16 protein-coding genes are annotated in these 18,350 nt (G+C 52.1%); 13 read left to right on the forward strand and 3 right to left on the reverse strand.

All coding sequences use genetic code 11. The features are described from left to right. Positions 1-33 precede the first annotated feature (33 nt). The 12 genes from atpG to phoU all read left to right on the forward strand — a co-directional run bounded on the left by atpG (position 34) and on the right by phoU (position 14,643). Positions 34-897, forward strand: a complete 864-nt coding sequence (atpG, locus tag M2374_RS14560) for a F0F1 ATP synthase subunit gamma (RefSeq protein ID WP_096758980.1) — start codon at positions 34-36, stop codon at positions 895-897. A gap of 26 nt (positions 898-923) precedes the next feature. Next, the gene (gene atpD / locus M2374_RS14565; RefSeq protein ID WP_096758981.1) at positions 924-2,306 is read left to right on the forward strand and encodes a F0F1 ATP synthase subunit beta; all 1,383 of its coding nucleotides are present in this window, start codon (positions 924-926) and stop codon (positions 2,304-2,306) included. Positions 2,307-2,326: 20 nt separating this feature from the next. Then, positions 2,327-2,746 carry a F0F1 ATP synthase subunit epsilon gene (locus M2374_RS14570; protein WP_005121460.1) on the forward strand — a complete coding sequence of 140 codons (420 nt, stop codon included), beginning with the start codon at positions 2,327-2,329 and terminating at the stop codon, positions 2,744-2,746. A gap of 655 nt (positions 2,747-3,401) precedes the next feature. Beyond that, positions 3,402-4,772 (forward strand): bifunctional UDP-N-acetylglucosamine diphosphorylase/glucosamine-1-phosphate N-acetyltransferase GlmU, encoded by a 1,371-nt coding sequence (glmU, locus tag M2374_RS14575; protein ID WP_115259874.1) that lies wholly within the window; start codon positions 3,402-3,404, stop codon positions 4,770-4,772. A gap of 239 nt (positions 4,773-5,011) precedes the next feature. Beyond that, complete coding sequence (glmS, locus tag M2374_RS14580; protein WP_135912819.1) at positions 5,012-6,841, forward strand: glutamine--fructose-6-phosphate transaminase (isomerizing); 1,830 nt, start codon at positions 5,012-5,014, stop codon at positions 6,839-6,841. Positions 6,842-6,946: 105 nt separating this feature from the next. Beyond that, complete coding sequence (locus M2374_RS14585) at positions 6,947-7,834, forward strand: GyrI-like domain-containing protein (protein ID WP_181688611.1); 888 nt, start codon at positions 6,947-6,949, stop codon at positions 7,832-7,834. A gap of 67 nt (positions 7,835-7,901) precedes the next feature. After that, complete coding sequence (locus tag M2374_RS14590) at positions 7,902-9,653, forward strand: amidohydrolase (protein WP_181688612.1); 1,752 nt, start codon at positions 7,902-7,904, stop codon at positions 9,651-9,653. Positions 9,654-9,987: 334 nt separating this feature from the next. Beyond that, the gene (gene pstS, locus M2374_RS14595) at positions 9,988-11,028 is read left to right on the forward strand and encodes a phosphate ABC transporter substrate-binding protein PstS (protein WP_096758984.1); all 1,041 of its coding nucleotides are present in this window, start codon (positions 9,988-9,990) and stop codon (positions 11,026-11,028) included. 144 nt (positions 11,029-11,172) lie between these two features. Next, complete coding sequence (gene pstC, locus M2374_RS14600) at positions 11,173-12,132, forward strand: phosphate ABC transporter permease PstC (RefSeq protein WP_096758985.1); 960 nt, start codon at positions 11,173-11,175, stop codon at positions 12,130-12,132. Further along, positions 12,132-13,022, forward strand: a complete 891-nt coding sequence (gene pstA / locus M2374_RS14605; protein ID WP_181688613.1) for a phosphate ABC transporter permease PstA — start codon at positions 12,132-12,134, stop codon at positions 13,020-13,022. Before pstC ends, pstA begins: the two co-directional genes overlap by 1 nt. 107 nt (positions 13,023-13,129) lie before the next feature. Then, positions 13,130-13,903 carry a phosphate ABC transporter ATP-binding protein PstB gene (gene pstB, locus M2374_RS14610; protein ID WP_003023821.1) on the forward strand — a complete coding sequence of 258 codons (774 nt, stop codon included), beginning with the start codon at positions 13,130-13,132 and terminating at the stop codon, positions 13,901-13,903. Positions 13,904-13,917: 14 nt separating this feature from the next. Next, the gene (gene phoU, locus M2374_RS14615; RefSeq protein WP_115259878.1) at positions 13,918-14,643 is read left to right on the forward strand and encodes a phosphate signaling complex protein PhoU; all 726 of its coding nucleotides are present in this window, start codon (positions 13,918-13,920) and stop codon (positions 14,641-14,643) included. A 120-nt stretch (positions 14,644-14,763) separates the two neighbouring features. Here the strand turns inward: phoU and yieH are convergent, their stop codons facing one another. Next, positions 14,764-15,429: a 6-phosphogluconate phosphatase gene (gene yieH / locus M2374_RS14620; RefSeq protein ID WP_096758988.1), complete on the reverse strand. Its 666-nt coding sequence runs from the start codon at positions 15,427-15,429 to the stop codon at positions 14,764-14,766. A 167-nt stretch (positions 15,430-15,596) separates the two neighbouring features. Here yieH and adeP point away from each other — a divergent pair, with 167 nt between their 5' ends. Beyond that, positions 15,597-16,934 carry an adenine permease AdeP gene (gene adeP / locus M2374_RS14625; protein ID WP_138140552.1) on the forward strand — a complete coding sequence of 446 codons (1,338 nt, stop codon included), beginning with the start codon at positions 15,597-15,599 and terminating at the stop codon, positions 16,932-16,934. A gap of 54 nt (positions 16,935-16,988) precedes the next feature. Here adeP and M2374_RS14630 read toward each other — a convergent pair whose 3' ends face one another. Both M2374_RS14630 and M2374_RS14635 read right to left on the reverse strand, forming a co-directional pair. Then, positions 16,989-17,555, reverse strand: a complete 567-nt coding sequence (locus tag M2374_RS14630; RefSeq protein ID WP_181629860.1) for an NADPH-dependent FMN reductase — start codon at positions 17,553-17,555, stop codon at positions 16,989-16,991. Between the two features lie 30 nt (positions 17,556-17,585). Next, entirely contained in the window at positions 17,586-18,335 is a 750-nt protein-coding gene (locus M2374_RS14635; RefSeq protein WP_117342606.1) for a 4'-phosphopantetheinyl transferase superfamily protein, read from the reverse strand. Between the last annotated feature and the right edge of the window lie 15 nt (positions 18,336-18,350).

The raw sequence follows: 18,350 nt of genomic DNA on the forward strand, positions 1-18,350 counted from the left end.
TAGGGCGGACCGCAAGGCATTGAGGAGAAGCTCATGGCCGGCGCAAAAGAGATACGTAGTAAGATCGCAAGCGTCCAGAACACGCAGAAGATCACTAAAGCGATGGAGATGGTCGCCGCTTCCAAAATGCGTAAATCGCAGGATCGCATGGCGGCCAGCCGTCCTTATGCAGAGACCATGCGCAAAGTGATTGGTCACCTTGCGAATGGTAATCTGGAATATAAGCACCCTTACCTGGAAGAACGCGACGTTAAACGCGTGGGCTACCTGGTGGTGTCGACCGACCGTGGTCTGTGCGGCGGCTTGAACATTAACCTGTTCAAAAAACTGTTGGCGGATATGAAAGCATGGTCCGATAAAGGCGTTCAGTGCGATATCGCAATGATCGGCTCTAAGGGCGTGTCTTTCTTTAACTCTGTTGGCGGTAACGTGGTTGCTCAGGTAACCGGTATGGGGGATAACCCTTCCCTGTCCGAACTGATCGGTCCGGTTAAAGTGATGCTGCAGGCCTACGATGAAGGCCGTCTGGACAGACTGTACGTTGTCAGCAACAAATTTATTAACACCATGTCACAGGTTCCGACCCTGACTCAGATGTTGCCATTACCGGCATCAGAAGATGAAGAGTTGAAACAAAAAGCCTGGGATTACCTGTATGAACCAGACCCGAAACCGCTGCTGGATACCCTGCTGCGTCGTTACGTTGAATCTCAGGTTTATCAGGGCGTGGTAGAAAACCTGGCCAGCGAGCAGGCCGCACGTATGGTGGCGATGAAAGCCGCGACCGACAATGGCGGCAGCCTGATTAAAGAGCTGCAGTTGGTATACAACAAAGCTCGTCAGGCCAGCATTACTCAGGAACTCACCGAGATTGTCGGTGGTGCATCCGCGGTATAACCAGGTTAATTCGTAGAGGATTCAAGATGGCTACTGGAAAAATTGTCCAGGTAATCGGCGCCGTAGTTGACGTCGAATTCCCTCAGGATGCCGTACCGCGTGTGTACGAAGCCCTTGAGGTTCAGAATGGTAATGAAGTTCTGGTGCTGGAAGTTCAGCAGCAGCTCGGCGGCGGTATCGTACGTACCATCGCCATGGGTTCTTCCGACGGTCTGCGTCGTGGTCTGGAAGTAAAAGACCTCGAGCACCCGATCGAAGTCCCGGTAGGTAAAGCAACACTGGGTCGTATCATGAACGTATTGGGTCACCCGATCGACATGAAAGGCGACATCGGTGAAGAAGAGCGTTGGGCTATCCACCGCGCGGCACCGTCCTATGAAGAGCTGTCCAGCTCTCAGGAACTGCTGGAAACCGGCATTAAAGTTATCGACCTGATGTGTCCGTTCGCGAAGGGCGGTAAAGTCGGTCTGTTCGGTGGTGCGGGTGTAGGTAAAACCGTAAACATGATGGAGCTGATCCGTAACATCGCGATCGAGCACTCCGGTTATTCTGTGTTTGCGGGTGTAGGTGAACGTACTCGTGAGGGTAACGACTTCTACCACGAAATGACCGATTCCAACGTTCTGGACAAAGTATCCCTGGTATATGGCCAGATGAACGAGCCGCCGGGAAACCGTCTGCGCGTTGCACTGACCGGCCTGACCATGGCTGAGAAATTCCGTGACGAAGGTCGTGACGTACTGCTGTTCGTTGATAACATCTACCGTTACACCCTGGCCGGTACGGAAGTATCCGCACTGCTGGGTCGTATGCCATCAGCGGTAGGCTATCAGCCGACTCTGGCGGAAGAGATGGGTGTTCTTCAGGAACGTATCACCTCGACCAAAACCGGTTCTATCACCTCCGTTCAGGCGGTATACGTACCTGCGGATGACTTGACTGACCCATCCCCAGCCACCACCTTTGCTCACTTAGATGCAACCGTGGTACTGAGCCGTCAGATCGCATCCCTGGGTATCTACCCGGCCGTTGACCCGCTGGACTCCACCAGCCGTCAGCTGGATCCGCTGGTTGTTGGTCAGGAACACTACGACACCGCGCGTGGCGTACAGTCCCTGCTGCAGCGTTACCAGGAACTGAAAGACATCATCGCCATCCTGGGTATGGATGAACTGTCTGAAGAAGACAAACTGGTGGTAGCACGTGCGCGTAAGATCCAGCGCTTCCTGTCCCAGCCGTTCTTCGTTGCGGAAGTATTTACCGGTTCTCCGGGTAAATACGTTTCCCTGAAAGACACCATCCGTGGCTTTAAAGGCATCATGGAAGGCGAATATGACCACCTGCCAGAGCAAGCGTTCTACATGGTTGGTTCTATCGACGAAGCCGTGGAAAAAGCGAAAAAACTTTAACGCCTTAATCGGAGGGTGATATGGCAATGACTTACCACCTGGACGTCGTCAGCGCAGAGCAACAAATGTTCTCTGGTCTGGTCGAAAAAATCCAGGTAACGGGCAGTGAAGGTGAACTGGGTATTTTCCCGGGACACGCACCGCTGCTCACCGCCATTAAGCCTGGTATGATCCGCATCGTTAAACAGTTCGGTCATGAAGAGTTTATCTATCTGTCCGGCGGCATTCTTGAAGTGCAGCCTGGCAACGTGACCGTACTGGCTGATACCGCGATTCGCGGGCAGGATCTCGATGAAGCGAGAGCCCTGGAAGCGAAACGTAAGGCAGAAGAGCACATTAAGAGCTCTCATGGTGACGTGGATTACGCTCAGGCATCTGCGGAACTGGCCAAAGCGATCGCCAAACTGCGCGTTATCGAGTTGACCAAAAAAGCGATGTAACACCGGCTTGAAACACAAAAACCAGTCTGATTTCAGGCTGGTTTTTTTATGCCTGTGTTTTAGTTAATTTTAAACTGAAAAGGTATTTTAAATTTTATGTGATATTCATCACATAAATATTGATCGATTAAAAAATGAAGCGTAGACTCTTTTTTGTGATGAGTGTCACATAATTAACTCAGATAAAAACGGGATACCAACATGAAACTGATCAACAAAATCATCGCCCTTTTCAGCAGCATGAACGTCTCTTTCGGCACGTTCAACCTGTAATACCTGCTTTAATATGGCGCTATGCTTTGCGTAATTTATAAGCTAGCGCCATCTGTTCTCCTGTCGTTTTCGCACTATCCCCCGCCTCGATCCACTCCTTCTATTACCCCCTGAATTCGATAAATAAAATTGAGTCCGGACACTGAATTCTTTATTCATGGGGAAAAAAAATAGCAAAAACATTAACCTAAGGCTTTAATAAGAGCAGCCTCCTGTTTTTGGGAAGACAAAAGGCGTAGATATCGACGAAAATAGTGGGCTAAACGATAGGTATTTTCCCCTATTGAGCGTTTTATCTTCGGCCCATTTCACGATGAAAAAAATGTAGTATTTTCAATGTGAAACGGTATAAATTCGTTCTTAAATTACAGTCAGGACGTGTATGTTGAATAGTGCTATGAGCGTCGTGATCCTTGCCGCAGGCAAAGGCACACGTATGTATTCCGATCTTCCTAAAGTGCTGCATACCCTCGCGGGCAAATCGATGGTCCAGCATGTCATTGATGCTGCTAATGAATTAGGCGCAACTCGCGTACATCTGGTCTACGGACACGGTGGCGATCTGCTTAAACAAACGCTGAAAGATGACAACCTGAACTGGGTTCTGCAAGCAGAGCAGTTGGGTACCGGTCATGCTATGCAGCAGGCGGCGCCATTCTTTGGTGATGACGAAGACATTTTGATGCTTTATGGCGATGTTCCGCTCATCTCCACCGACACCTTACAGCGTCTGCGCGATGCAAAACCGCAGGGTGGCATCGGCCTGTTAACGGTGAAACTGGATGACCCAACCGGCTACGGGCGTATTACGCGTGAAAACGGCGTGGTTACTGGCATCGTTGAGCATAAAGATGCCACCGACGAGCAGCGTCAGATTCAGGAAATCAATACCGGTATTCTGGTGGCTAACGGTGCAGACATGAAGCGCTGGCTGGCAAAACTCACCAACAACAATGCGCAGGGTGAATACTACATCACCGATATCATTGCGATGGCCTATCATGAAGGACGTGAGATTGCCGCAGTACATCCGGCGCGTATTAGCGAAACGGAAGGCGTCAATAATCGTCTGCAGCTTTCCCGCCTGGAGCGCGTTTATCAGTCCGAGCAGGCAGAAAAACTGCTGCTGGCTGGCGTGATGCTGCGCGATCCGGCGCGTTTTGATCTACGCGGTACGCTTATTCACGGGCGCGATGTTGAAATTGATACTAACGTTATCATTGAAGGTCACGTGACCCTCGGCGATCGCGTCAAGATTGGCGCAGGTTGCGTCATCAAGAACAGCGTGATTGGTGATGACTGTGAGCTTAGCCCATACAGCGTTGTGGAAGATGCACGCCTCGATGCGGCATGTACTATCGGTCCGTTTGCACGTTTACGTCCCGGCGCTGAGCTGCAGGAAGGCGCACACGTGGGTAACTTCGTCGAAATGAAAAAAGCGCGTCTGGGTAAAGGCTCTAAAGCCGGTCATCTGACGTATCTGGGCGATGCAGAAATTGGCGATAACGTGAACATCGGCGCAGGGACGATTACCTGCAACTACGATGGTGCCAATAAGTTTAAAACCATTATTGGCGACGATGTGTTTGTTGGTTCTGATACTCAGTTGGTGGCGCCTGTCTCCGTGGGTAAAGGCGCGACTATTGCCGCCGGGACCACCGTAACGCGTGATGTCGCGGATAACGAACTGGTTATCAGCCGGGTACCGCAGGTCCATAAACAGGGCTGGAAGCGTCCGGTGAAGAAGAAGTAATTAATTTTTGCTGGATGGCGACTTTGCCTTATCTGACCTACGTGCGGTGACGTTCAGTAGGCCTGATAAACGTGATTGCCATCAGGCAGACAAGAGATGAGGGGATAATATAATCCTCCGCTCAACACGCAGTACCATAAAAATAACCCCACTCTCTACAAGGCTCGGGGCGCCCGGAATACGGGTATCAGGTTGACCGACAACGACAGGCACAATGCCTAAATTCGGAATCTAAAAATATGTGTGGAATTGTTGGCGCTATCGCGCAGCGTGATGTTGCTGAAATCCTTCTCGAAGGTTTACGTCGTCTGGAATATCGTGGTTATGACTCTGCCGGTCTGGCAGTTGTCGATGCTGAAGGCAAAATGACCCGTCTGCGTCGTCTGGGCAAAGTACAGATGCTTACCGCGGCTGCGGAAGATCATCCGTTACATGGCGGCACCGGTATTGCTCACACGCGTTGGGCAACGCACGGCGAACCTTCAGAAGCGAACGCGCATCCGCATGTTTCTGATCACATTGTGGTGGTGCATAACGGCATCATCGAAAACCATGAACCGCTGCGTGAAATGCTGAAAACACGTGGCTACACTTTCGTGTCAGAAACCGACACCGAAGTGATTGCTCACCTGGTGCACTGGGAGCTGGAGCAGGGCGGTACTCTGCGTGAGGCCGTACTGCGGACTATCCCGCAGCTGCGCGGTGCATACGGTACGGTGATCATGGATACCCGTAACCCTGAAATCCTGCTGGCGGCGCGTTCTGGTAGCCCGCTGGTAATTGGTTTGGGCATGGGTGAGAACTTTATCGCTTCCGATCAGCTGGCGCTGCTGCCGGTAACCCGTCGCTTTATCTTCCTGGAAGAAGGCGATATTGCGGAAGTGACTCGTCGTTCAGTGACCATTTTCGACAAGTCTGGCGTGGAAGTTAAACGTCAGGATATTGAATCCAGTCTGCAATATGACGCGGGCGAAAAAGGTATCTATCGCCACTACATGCAGAAAGAGATCTACGAACAGCCGAATGCGATCAAAAATACGCTGACCGGGCGCATCAGCCACGGTGAGGTGGATTTAAGCGAGCTGGGTCCGCATGCCAACGAGATGCTGTCTCAGGTGGAGCATATTCAGATCATCGCCTGTGGTACGTCGTACAACTCCGGTATGGTGTCTCGCTACTGGTTTGAGTCGCTGGCGGGTATTCCGTGTGATGTAGAAATCGCCTCTGAATTCCGTTACCGCAAATCAGCGGTGCGTCGCAACAGCCTGATGATCACCCTGTCCCAGTCTGGTGAAACGGCGGATACCCTGGCGGGTCTGCGCTTATCAAAAGAGCTGGGTTATCTGGGTTCGCTGGCGATTTGTAACGTACCGGGTTCTTCTCTGGTGCGTGAATCCGACCTGGCGATGATGACCAACGCCGGTACCGAAATCGGCGTGGCCTCCACGAAAGCATTTACCACCCAACTGACTGTACTGCTGATGCTGGTGGCGAAACTGTCACGTCTTAAAGGCCTGGATGCGTCTATTGAGCATGACATCGTTCACGGTCTGCAGGCGCTGCCGAACCGTATTGAGCAGATGCTGTCTCAGGACAAACGCATTGCTGCCCTGGCAGAAGATTTCTCTGACAAACACCATGCGCTGTTCCTCGGCCGTGGCGATCAGTATCCGATTGCGCTGGAAGGCGCGCTGAAGCTGAAAGAGATCTCTTATATTCACGCGGAAGCCTACGCAGCTGGCGAGCTGAAACACGGCCCGCTGGCGCTGATTGATGCGGATATGCCGGTTATCGTCGTGGCACCGAACAACGAACTGTTGGAAAAACTGAAATCCAACATTGAAGAAGTTCGTGCCCGTGGCGGCCAACTGTACGTCTTCGCCGATCAAGATGCGGGCTTTACCAGCAACGAAAACATGCACATCATTGAGATGCCGCATGTGGAAGAGGTGATTGCTCCGATCTTCTATACCGTTCCGCTGCAACTGCTGGCGTATCACGTGGCGCTGATTAAAGGCACCGATGTCGATCAGCCGCGCAACCTGGCGAAGTCAGTTACCGTAGAGTAACGCGCCACGCGATTTATCGCGGAGATAGCGCTAAAAATCCGGCGTGCTGTTACGGCACTCCGGATTTTTTTATGTCTAAAATCAGTATATTAAATGAGGCAGAAGATGACGCAGGACTATCGTAAGTCGGTGTTCAGGGCAATGGACTACATCAGCCAGCATCTGGATCTTAATCCAACTCTGGAAGAGGTCTCGCGTGAGGTCGCTGTGTCCTGCTATCACTTTCATCGCATCTTCAAAGCACAGGTTGGCGAAACGGTCGCTGAATTTACCCGTCGTCTGCGGATGGAAAAGGCCGCTATGAGCCTGATTGACGCACCGCATAGCGATATTACCGGGCTGGCATTACAGGTCGGATTTTCCAGTTCGCAAAACTTTGCCCGGGCATTTCGCCGTCATTTTTCCGTATCGCCAGGCGAATTTCGTCGCTCCCTTCGGGAGGCAATAAAAAGCAAGACAGGACACGTCTCTCAGCAAAAAAGCACCTATTCTCAGTGCGATACTACCCAAGCACACTGGCATACAGCAGGCTTTTTGGGTGCAAAAGTCATTGCGCTCCCCACGCGTAGGGTCGCATTTATGCGCCGATTTGGACCATACGGTAAAGAGACCTGCCAACAAACGCATCAGGACTTGTTGACCTCGTTGCCCGCCAGAACGCCGTTACAGCCTGCCGGAATGCTATGTGTTTACTGGGATCCGCCAGATGTGACGGCAGAACAGCATTGCCGCACGGATGTTGGTTTTGAACTCAGCGAGGGGGAGCAGGTCAGTCGACATATTGCCGTGCAGACAATAGCCGCCGGAAATTATCTGGTATGCAAGTGCGCAGCTTGGGGAGATCAGGTTGATAACACCTGGGCGCTCGCCTTTGCCTGGATGCGAACGAAAGGGCTGATGAAAAGCGGTAAACTTTGCTACGAAATATATTACAACGAAACCAATGCCGCGCATGATTATTATGTCTATGACATTTGCATCCCTTTGAATTAACGCCAGAAAAAAGCTATCTACACAGCAACGAATACGTTTATTCGCAACGCAATGGAGTTAATTTTTCATGAGAATTTCAATGCTCTTTCTGGCATGTTCACTGGCCGTCACGTCTTCCACGGTCTCTGCTCTGGAAGGTAATAAAATGATTATCTTTGGCGGGGAAATCTACAGCGCCGATCCAAATAATCCCTCTCCACAAGCCATCGCTATTGAAGGCAAAAAAATCATTGCCGTGGGAACGTTCAACGATGTGCTGAAGAAGGCCGGTTCTGATGCTATTCGCATTGATTTGCAGGGTAATTACCTGATGCCGGGGTTGATCGACAGCCACGCCCATGTTGCTGATGGCGGTTTTAAAACGATCACCGTCGAATTTCCTGAAGGGATGACAAAAGCGGCAGCGATTAGAGCGTTTGTCGATAAAAATAAGCGTAACCCTCAGCGCGATCTCCATGGCGTCCAGTTTTACAGCAATGTATCCCTGGATTACTGGGACAATATTAGCCTGCTGGATAGCGTATTTAATGCGCCAGAATATCAGGATACGCCGGTGGTGCTGGCTGGATCGGATGCCCATACCGGCTGGGTTAATAACGCCATGTTACGTAAAGCCAAGTTGGATCCCCAGGCCATTGCTGACGCTGGCAACAGTATAAGAACCAATGTTGGGCTAACCCCCAATGGAAAACTCAACGGCTTTGTCTCCGAAGGCGCATGGGATCGGGTGCTCGGTGCCATTCCTCCCGTCAATAACGACAAAATTGCGCAGTCGATTATCGCTGGATCAAAGGTGATGAACCGCTATGGTATCACCGCCTGGATGGAGCCGCTGAGCAACCTGCGCCCGCTGGCACTGTCATTTGATGCTCACCCGGGACGCAACGATGAAGGGCTACTTCCGGCGTACAGTTCTCTGGCGAAGGACGGAAAACTCACCGCCCACGTAACCGGTCTGGCATTGGTCAATATTAACGCTTCTCCAGCAGCCATTGATGACGTAGTGGCTATCAGGGATAAATATGCCGGAATACCCGATATCAAGCTGGCTGGGATTAAAATCTTTCAGGACGGAGTGATTGAATATCCGTCCCAGACGGCGAAGTTGAGTCAGTCATACCTGAATCGACTTGGCTACAGTGGTAGTAACTCGCTGGATAAAGTGACGTTCTGTTCGCTGGTGGCCAAAGCGGATGCTGAAAAGTTGATTGCCCACTTTCATGCTATCGGCGATCGCGCCGTGCAGGAGTCACTGGATGCGGTTGCCTGTGCGCGCGAAAAGAATGGCAACAGCGGCATATTGCACAGCATTACCCACCTGGAAATCGTCAACCCGCAGAGCCTCCCTCAATTTCAGCAGTTGAACGTCGCAGCGTCTATGCAGTTGCTGTGGGCGGGTAAAGACGGTGCAACGACAACTCTGCTGGATGGCAAAGTGCCAGCGCCGTTACTCCAACACCTTTATCCTGCTGGCGATCTGTTCCGCCATCACGCGCTGATTGCGGGGGCCAGCGACTGGCCGGTATCTAGCCCCAACCCGCTGTTTGCCATTTACACGGCAGTTACGCGGATGGGGGAAGAGGGCGAACTGCCACCTGAGAGTGAAAAAATCAGCCGTGCCGCGATGCTACAGGCCTACACCCTGAATGCAGCAAAAGTTATTGGCCGCGATAAAGAAACGGGCTCAATTGCCGTAGGGAAAAGTGCTGACCTGGTGTTGTTCGATCGCAACCTTGAGAAAGTGAGTATTGAAAAGCTACGGGATGCCACGGTGCTTTGGACGATGTTTGCCGGAAAAAAAGTCTATAGCGGGAAGTAAACTGCTGCTGAAAGGCCACCGGGAGGTGGTCTTTTACATTACGATAGCCTGTTTTTTGAGCCGTTAGAAAAGAAATACATCACGGCATTTTGATGAAAAATAGTCATCCTTGGCTACGCTTTTAAGTGTCATAAAAATAAAATTTTCGCGAAATGTTATTGTCATGAAATGCGTTAATAACTTGTTTTTGCAGTATTTTTTAAATTCTGTATTTCACTTTTTTTCATTGTCATAAAACTGTCATATTTCGTACATTTAACTGTCACCTGTTTGTCCTATTTTGCTCACAGTAGCAACTCAAACAATGATTTACGAAAACCGTGCAGGAGACATTATGAAAGTTATGCGTACCACTGTCGCAACTGTTGTCGCCGCGACCTTATCCATGAGCGCGTTCTCTGTATTTGCCGCAGCGAGCCTGACAGGTGCAGGTGCAACTTTTCCTGCGCCAGTGTATGCCAAATGGGCTGATACTTATCAGAAAGAGACCGGTAGTAAAGTCAACTACCAGGGTATCGGCTCCTCCGGTGGTGTAAAACAAATTACGGCAAATACCGTTGATTTCGGCGCTTCTGATGCACCGTTGTCTGATGAGAAACTGGCACAGGAAGGCCTGTTCCAGTTCCCGACAGTGATCGGCGGTGTCGTGCTGGCTGTAAATATCCCTGGCCTGAAATCCGGCGAACTGGTGCTGGACGGTAAGACCCTGGGTGATATCTACCTCGGCAAAATCAAGAAGTGGGATGATGAAGCCATCACCAAACTGAACCCAGGGCTGAAACTGCCTTCGCAGAACATCGCCGTTGTGCGTCGTGCTGATGGTTCCGGTACCTCTTTCGTGTTCACCAGCTACTTGGCAAAAGTGAACGAAGAGTGGAAATCTAAAATTGGTGCAGGCTCTACCGTTAACTGGCCAACCGGTCTGGGTGGTAAAGGTAACGACGGTATCGCCGCGTTCGTACAGCGTCTGCCAGGCTCCATTGGTTACGTTGAATATGCTTACGCTAAGCAGAACAACCTGGCCTATACCAAACTGATTTCTGCTGACGGTAAACCGGTAAGCCCGACCGAAGAAAACTTTGCAAATGCGGCAAAAGGTGCTGACTGGAGCAAAACCTTCGCCCAGGATCTGACTAACCAGAAAGGTGATGAGGCGTGGCCGATTACGTCCACCACATTCATCCTGGTTCACAAAGAGCAGAAGAAACCTGAGCAGGGCGTTGAAGTGCTGAAGTTCTTTGACTGGGCGTATAAAAATGGCGGTAAACAGGCGAATGACCTGGATTACGCCAGCCTGCCGGATAACGTGGTTGAGCAGATTCGTGCTGCATGGAAGACCAACGTGAAAGACAGCAGCGGTAAAGCACTGTACTAATAGAATATCTTTGACGAATTGGCGGATGGCGCTACGCTTATCCGCCCTACGGTTTCTACCGTAGGCCCAGAGTGTAGGCCGGATAAGCGTAGCGCCATCCGGCATGGGCAACTGAGTAAACGAGTTTAACTTAAAGAGTGATTTATGGCTGCAACCAAGCCTGCTTTTAACCCACCGGGTAAAAAGGGTGACATGATATTCAGCGTGCTGGTAAAACTGGCTGCGCTGATTGTGCTATTGATGTTGGGTGGCATTATTGTCTCTCTGATCATCTCCTCCTGGCCAAGCATTCAAAAATTTGGTTTCTCATTTTTGTGGACCAAAGAGTGGGATGCGCCAAACGACATCTACGGTGCGCTGGTACCGATTTACGGTACGCTGGTGACCTCGTTTATCGCCTTGCTGATCGCCGTTCCGGTGAGCTTCGGCATCGCTTTATTTTTGACTGAGTTAGCACCTAACTGGTTACGTCGCCCGCTGGGCATTGCAATTGAACTGCTGGCGGCGATCCCGAGTATTGTTTACGGCATGTGGGGCCTGTTTATTTTTGCCCCGCTGTTTGCAACCTACTTCCAGGAGCCGGTGGGTAACATCCTTTCCAACATTCCGTTTGTGGGTGCCCTGTTTGCGGGTCCGGCCTTTGGTATCGGTATTCTGGCAGCCGGTGTGATCCTGGCCATTATGATCATCCCATACATTGCGGCGGTCATGCGCGATGTGTTCGAACAAACGCCGGTACTGATGAAAGAGTCAGCCTACGGCATCGGCTGTACCACCTGGGAAGTTATCTGGCGCATCGTCCTTCCGTTCACCAAAAATGGGGTGATTGGCGGCGTGATGTTGGGTCTTGGCCGCGCGCTGGGTGAAACCATGGCGGTGACCTTTATCATCGGTAACACCTACCAGCTCGACAGTGCATCGCTGTTTATGCCGGGTAACAGTATTACCTCTGCGTTGGCGAATGAATTTGCCGAAGCGGAATCTGGCCTGCATGTGGCTGCGTTGATGGAACTGGGGCTGATCCTGTTTGTGATTACCTTCATCGTGCTGGCAGCGTCTAAGTTCATGATCATGCGCCTTGCGAAGAACGAGGGGGCACGCTAATGGCTACGCTTGATATGCAAAACACCGCCGCGCTGGCGGAGTCTCGTCGTAAGATGCAGGCGCGTCGCCGCTTGAAAAACCGCATCGCACTGACGCTCTCAATGGGGACGATGGCGTTCGGTCTGTTCTGGTTGGTGTGGATCCTGTTCTCAACGGTGGTTCGCGGTATCGACGGTATGTCGCTGGCGCTGTTCACTGAAATGACGCCGCCGCCGAATACGGCGGGTGGCGGTCTGGCGAATGCCCTGGCGGGCAGCGGGCTGTTGATCCTGTGGGCGACCGTGTTGGGTACGCCGCTCGGTATTATAGCGGGCATCTATCTGGCCGAGTACGGGCGTAAGTCCTGGCTGGCTGAGATTATCCGCTTTATCAACGACATTCTGCTGTCTGCGCCGTCGATTGTTGTGGGTCTGTTCGTTTACACCGTGGTCGTCGCGAAAATGGAGCACTTCTCTGGCTGGGCGGGCGTGATTGCGCTGGCGCTGCTGCAGGTGCCAATCGTGATTCGTACCACCGAAAACATGCTCAAACTGGTGCCGGATAGCCTGCGTGAAGCGGCCTATGCGCTGGGTACGCCGAAGTGGAAGATGATTTCAGCGATCACCCTGAAGGCGTCTGTCTCCGGCATTATCACCGGTGTTTTGCTGGCGATTGCGCGTATTGCCGGTGAAACCGCTCCGCTGCTGTTTACATCGCTCTCCAATCAGTTCTGGAGCACCGACATGATGCAGCCGATAGCCAACCTGCCGGTGACTATCTTTAAGTTTGCGATGAGCCCATTTGTGGAATGGCAGCAACTGGCCTGGGCCGGGGTGCTGATTATTACCCTGTGCGTACTGCTGCTGAACATTCTGGCGCGCGTTATTTTCGCGAAGAAGAAACACGGTTAAGACGAATTGCCGGATGGCGGCGTAAACGCCTTATCCGGCCTACGGTCGAACATATTTGTAGGCCTGATAAGCTGCGCGCCATCAGGCATGATAAGGAATAGATTGAAATGAGTATGGTTGATACTGCCCCAGGTAAGATTCAGGTTCGTGATTTGAACTTCTACTACGGCAAATTCCATGCCCTGAAGAACATCAACCTGGATATCGCTAAAAACCAGGTCACGGCGTTTATCGGGCCATCAGGCTGTGGTAAATCAACGCTTCTGCGTACCTTCAACAAAATGTTTGAACTGTATCCAGAACAGCGTGCGGAAGGTGAAATCCTGCTGGATGGCGACAATATTCTCACCAATACCCAGGATATCGCGCTGCTGCGTGCCAAAGTAGGGATGGTGTTCCAGAAGCCGACGCCGTTCCCGATGTCCATCTACGACAACATCGCGTTTGGTGTCCGTCTGTTTGAAAAACTCTCGCGTGCAGACATGGACGAGCGCGTGCAGTGGGCCTTGACCAAGGCCGCATTATGGAATGAAACCAAAGATAAACTACACCAGAGCGGGTACTCTCTCTCCGGTGGTCAGCAGCAGCGTTTGTGCATTGCGCGTGGTATTGCCATTCGCCCTGAAGTGTTGCTGCTGGATGAGCCGTGTTCGGCGCTCGACCCGATCTCTACCGGGCGTATTGAAGAGCTGATCACCGAGCTGAAAGAGGATTACACCGTCGTTATCGTTACCCACAACATGCAGCAGGCTGCGCGTTGTTCCGACCACACGGCGTTTATGTACCTGGGCGAGTTGATTGAGTTCAGCAACACGGACGATCTGTTCACCAAGCCCGCGAAGAAACAAACAGAAGATTATATCACCGGTCGTTACGGTTGATTCAGGAGCGCGTTATGGACAGTCTGAACCTTAATAAACATATTTCCGGCCAGTTCAACGCAGAACTGGAAAGCATCCGCACCCAGGTAATGACCATGGGCGGCATGGTGGAGCAGCAGCTTTCTGATGCCATTACCGCTATGCACAACCAGGACAGCGAGCTGGCGAAGCGCGTCATTGAGGGCGATAAGAACGTCAATATGATGGAAGTGGCGATTGATGAAGCCTGTGTGCGCATCATTGCCAAGCGTCAGCCGACGGCGAGCGACCTGCGCCTGGTGATGGCAATCATCAAAACTATCGCCGAGCTGGAACGTATTGGTGATGTAGCGGATAAAATTTGCCGTACCGCGCTGGAGAAATTCTCCCTGCAGCATCAGCCGTTGCTGGTAAGCCTGGAATCACTGGGTCGCCATACGGTGCAAATGCTGCATGATGTTCTGGATGCATTTGCGCGGATGGATCTGGACGAAGCGGTGCGTATTTACCGTGAAGACAGGAAAGTTGACCAGGAATATGAGGGCATCGTACGCCAACTGATGACCTATATGATGGAAGACCCGCGCACCATTCCGAGCGTGCTGACCGCACTGTTCTGCGCCCGTTCTATCGAGCGTATCGGTGACCGTTGCCAGAATATTTGCGAATACATCTTCTACTTCGTGAAGGGACAAGATTTCCGTCACGTCGGAGGCGATGAGCTGGATAAGCTGCTGGCGGGTAAAGACCCGAAGGAATAATCGGCTTGTTGCGTTCGCCGGGATCCCCGGCGTCGCTATTGTAGGCCGGATAAGGCGTTACGCCGCATCCGGCATTCTGCGCCATCCGCTTGATGGCGCTTTGCTTATCAGGCCTACTGTTTAATCGACGATATTCCAACCCCGCGCCTTCCACAATGCCGGCAACTGTGCCAGATCGGTAAAGGTCGTCACTTTAGGATGATCGATCGGTTTGTTGTGCGAATCGGCGCAGAAGTAGAACACCTCCATCCCGGCATCAATCCCTGACTGCGCACCCGCTGCAGAATCATCCACCAGAATGCAGTTTTGCGGATTGACGTTCATGGCTTTTGCCGCATGGAACATCAGCGCCGGATCGGGCTTCCAGCGTTGGATATCATAGCCGCTGAACAGTAAATCCGGGAAATGATGCAGCATGCCTAGCTTGCCCAACGAGTGCTGCATTTTGCTGACCGGACCGTTCGACACCACGCACATCGGCACTGCCATGCTATCCAGCAGCGCGTTGGCACCCGCAATCACCTCCAGTTCCGTATCGAACAGGCGTGCGACCTCGGCGCGGTAAATCGGTTCTAGTTCGGCTTTTGCCAGTTCGACACCGTGCTCGTCGTTGATAATGTCGATGATCTCGTAGAGCTTTACCCCCTTGAAGCGTTTAAACGTCTCTTCAAGATCGAGCGTAATGCCAAACGCCTGGAACATGCTGACATACGCGCGAGAACAAATGACTTCACTGTCGACGAGGGTTCCGTCACAGTCAAAAAATACAGCTTCTATCTGGGACATGTCATTTCCGTTTTAACAAGTTTAACGTTTACGTACAGCATTATTGGGCGACGCAATCGTTGCCGTATAAGCAAAATCAATGGAAAAAAATCGCTCATAACCCACCCTATTGTCGCATTTTGGTATAGGATAGCGACGAATTTTCCCTCCTTGTTCGGAAATTGATAATGAGTCAACAACACACAACCCAGGCTTCTGGCCGGGGCATACTGGAACGCGTGTTTAAACTGCGCGAACATGGCACGACGGCACGGACCGAAGTGATCGCCGGTTTCACTACTTTCCTGACGATGGTCTACATCGTTTTCGTCAACCCGCAAATTCTGGGCGTAGCCGGAATGGACACCAGTGCCGTCTTCGTGACCACCTGTCTGATTGCGGCGTTGGGCAGTATCCTGATGGGCGTATTCGCTAACCTGCCGGTGGCGCTGGCGCCAGCGATGGGGCTGAACGCCTTCTTCGCGTTCGTCGTGGTACAGGCAATGGGCCTGCCGTGGCAGGTAGGTATGGGCGCTATCTTCTGGGGTGCGGTGGGTCTGCTGCTGCTGACTATCTTCCGCGTGCGTTACTGGATGATTGCCAACATTCCGGTCAGTCTGCGCGTGGGGATCACCAGCGGTATCGGTCTGTTTATCGGCATGATGGGGCTGAAAAATGCCGGCGTTATCGTGGCGAACAAGGATACGCTGGTTTCCATTGGTAACCTGACTTCTCACAGCGTGCTGCTGGGGGTCTTGGGCTTCTTCATTATCGCTATTCTGGCGTCCCGCAACATTCATGCGGCGGTGCTGGTTTCGATTATCGTCACCACCCTGCTGGGCTGGATGCTGGGCGATGTGCACTATAACGGTATCGTTTCTGCGCCACCGAGCATCACCACCGTTGTGGGCCATGTTGACCTTGCCGGGTCGTTCAACCTGGGGCTGGCGGGGGTGATCTTCTCCTTCATGCTGGTTAACCTGTTCGACTCCTCCGGTACGCTTATCGGTGTGACGGACAAAGCGGGTCTGGCCGATGAAAAAGGCAAGTTTCCGCGCATGAAGCAGGCGCTGTTTGTGGATAGCGTCTCCTCGGTTGCCGGGTCCTTTATCGGTACTTCTTCGGTGACTGCGTATATCGAGTCGTCTTCCGGGGTTTCAGTTGGCGGGCGTACTGGCCTGACGGCTGTCGTGGTGGGGATCCTGTTCCTGCTGGTGATTTTCCTGTCGCCGCTGGCGGGAATGGTGCCGCCTTATGCGGCAGCAGGTGCGCTGATTTATGTCGGTGTGCTGATGACCTCCAGCCTGTCACGCGTGAAGTGGGATGACCTGACCGAAGCGGTCCCGGCGTTTATTACCGCCGTGATGATGCCGTTTAGCTTCTCGATTACCGAAGGTATCGCGCTGGGCTTTATTTCCTACTGTGTAATGAAAATCGGTACCGGACGCTTCCGCGACCTCAGCCCATGCGTGATCGTTGTGGCGCTGCTGTTTGTGCTGAAGATTGTGTTTATCGACGCACACTAAAATATCGGTATTCTCTACAGCCCGCCCGGCATTACTGCTGGCGGGCTTTTTCTTTTATGCTTTTACGCGCTGAATATAATCCCCGAAGGCGGCTAACTGGCCCGTCAGGTGATCCAGCGTGCTTTGATCAATCACTTCGCCGGTTTGTGTATCCACTTTATTCTGAATGACACCGCCCATAAACTCCGGTTTATTCATGACCATGGCGTCAAGGAACACCAGAATCTGGCGCAGATGGTACTGACAGCGGGCACCGCCAATCGCGCCCATTGAGCTGGTCTGGATCAGCACCGGTTTGCCTGCCAGAGGCTGATCGGGCAGACGGGACAGCCAGTCGATGGCGTTCTTCAGTCCACCTGGTACCGAATAGTTATATTCTGGTGTGACAATCACCACGCCATCCGCTTTTCTGATCTGCTCAGCCAGCGCTTCTACGCTTGCCGGAAAACCTTCTTCCTGCTGGAGATCGGCATCGTACAGTGGAATATCGCCAATCGACGGTAATGCGTTGACGTCCATCCCTGCCGGGGCAATTTTTGGCAGCGCACGGGCAACCATTCCATTAAATGAGCCTTTGCGCAGGCTCCCCAGTAACGTAACAACATTCAATGTTTCGGACATGGTTACTCCTGTTTCATCATGAAGGTTAAATCAGTTAAGCGTGTAGTTCTTCGCTGCGGATAATTGAGAGAAGCGGATCAGGCGGCCCGTTGGCGCATTGGCGCGAGTCTGGATATCGGGCAAACTTTTCCAATCCTGCTTACCATCAAACTCCCAAACCTTGAGTTTTTCAATGGCTGGCGTCACCGCGACCGACCACACCAGCACATCTTCCGCATCGCAAATGGCTTCGATCTGCGCCGTATGGGCGCATTTCAGGCGTCCGGCGCCGGGTAACAACTGGAGTTCGCGCGGATCGTCATTGCTCATATCACCGGTAAGTTTGAGTACGCTCTGGCGTAGGGTAATGAGCTGTGCGCGTGCTTCATTCGGATCGCTTTGGTTGTTGATCCACAGGTTTTCGTTGCTGGAAAAGCGCCTGGTGTCCGTCGAATGTGGATAGTTAAACCCACGGATTGCTCGCTGAAGTTCCATATCCAGGCCGCAGCTGCCTTCTGTCGTCAGCGCCACGCCGACGATATTTCCGGCGTAGGAAATGGAAAATCCGGGCAGATTTTTATCGCGAAAGACCGGTTTGCCTTTGGCATGTTGCACGATTTCGGGTAGCGAGCTGGTGCCGTAAAGCATAAACATCAGTTCAGCGAGGAGGCTTCTGGAGGCCAGAAAGCGTGTTCGGCGGTGAGTTGGGAGGCTGTTTGCTTCGATATGACATGGAGAAGGGAGGCGAACTGAAATCAGGTGTCCCTCCGTAAGAATCCCTCTGGCAAAATGTGTCGCCATTTTTCGCTCCGTGAT

The organism is Citrobacter sp. JUb117 (assembly GCF_024809055.1).
In the GTDB taxonomy this organism is placed as follows: domain Bacteria; phylum Pseudomonadota; class Gammaproteobacteria; order Enterobacterales; family Enterobacteriaceae; genus Citrobacter; species Citrobacter gillenii.

What these genes read in the sequence shown, in the direction of transcription:
- M2374_RS14590 (WP_181688612.1), top strand. Translation starts at nt 7,902, where the DNA reads ATGAGAATTTCAATGCTCTTTCTGGCATGTTCACTGGCCGTCACGTCT.
- pstS (WP_096758984.1), top strand. Translation starts at nt 9,988, where the DNA reads ATGAAAGTTATGCGTACCACTGTCGCAACTGTTGTCGCCGCGACCTTA.
- atpG (WP_096758980.1), top strand. Translation starts at nt 34, where the DNA reads ATGGCCGGCGCAAAAGAGATACGTAGTAAGATCGCAAGCGTCCAGAAC.
- M2374_RS14635 (WP_117342606.1), bottom strand. Translation starts at nt 18,335, where the DNA reads ATGGCGACACATTTTGCCAGAGGGATTCTTACGGAGGGACACCTGATT.
- pstB (WP_003023821.1), top strand. Translation starts at nt 13,130, where the DNA reads ATGAGTATGGTTGATACTGCCCCAGGTAAGATTCAGGTTCGTGATTTG.
- M2374_RS14570 (WP_005121460.1), top strand. Translation starts at nt 2,327, where the DNA reads ATGGCAATGACTTACCACCTGGACGTCGTCAGCGCAGAGCAACAAATG.
- glmS (WP_135912819.1), top strand. Translation starts at nt 5,012, where the DNA reads ATGTGTGGAATTGTTGGCGCTATCGCGCAGCGTGATGTTGCTGAAATC.
- M2374_RS14630 (WP_181629860.1), bottom strand. Translation starts at nt 17,555, where the DNA reads ATGTCCGAAACATTGAATGTTGTTACGTTACTGGGGAGCCTGCGCAAA.
- M2374_RS14585 (WP_181688611.1), top strand. Translation starts at nt 6,947, where the DNA reads ATGACGCAGGACTATCGTAAGTCGGTGTTCAGGGCAATGGACTACATC.
- pstC (WP_096758985.1), top strand. Translation starts at nt 11,173, where the DNA reads ATGGCTGCAACCAAGCCTGCTTTTAACCCACCGGGTAAAAAGGGTGAC.
- adeP (WP_138140552.1), top strand. Translation starts at nt 15,597, where the DNA reads ATGAGTCAACAACACACAACCCAGGCTTCTGGCCGGGGCATACTGGAA.
- glmU (WP_115259874.1), top strand. Translation starts at nt 3,402, where the DNA reads ATGTTGAATAGTGCTATGAGCGTCGTGATCCTTGCCGCAGGCAAAGGC.
- pstA (WP_181688613.1), top strand. Translation starts at nt 12,132, where the DNA reads ATGGCTACGCTTGATATGCAAAACACCGCCGCGCTGGCGGAGTCTCGT.
- atpD (WP_096758981.1), top strand. Translation starts at nt 924, where the DNA reads ATGGCTACTGGAAAAATTGTCCAGGTAATCGGCGCCGTAGTTGACGTC.
- yieH (WP_096758988.1), bottom strand. Translation starts at nt 15,429, where the DNA reads ATGTCCCAGATAGAAGCTGTATTTTTTGACTGTGACGGAACCCTCGTC.
- phoU (WP_115259878.1), top strand. Translation starts at nt 13,918, where the DNA reads ATGGACAGTCTGAACCTTAATAAACATATTTCCGGCCAGTTCAACGCA.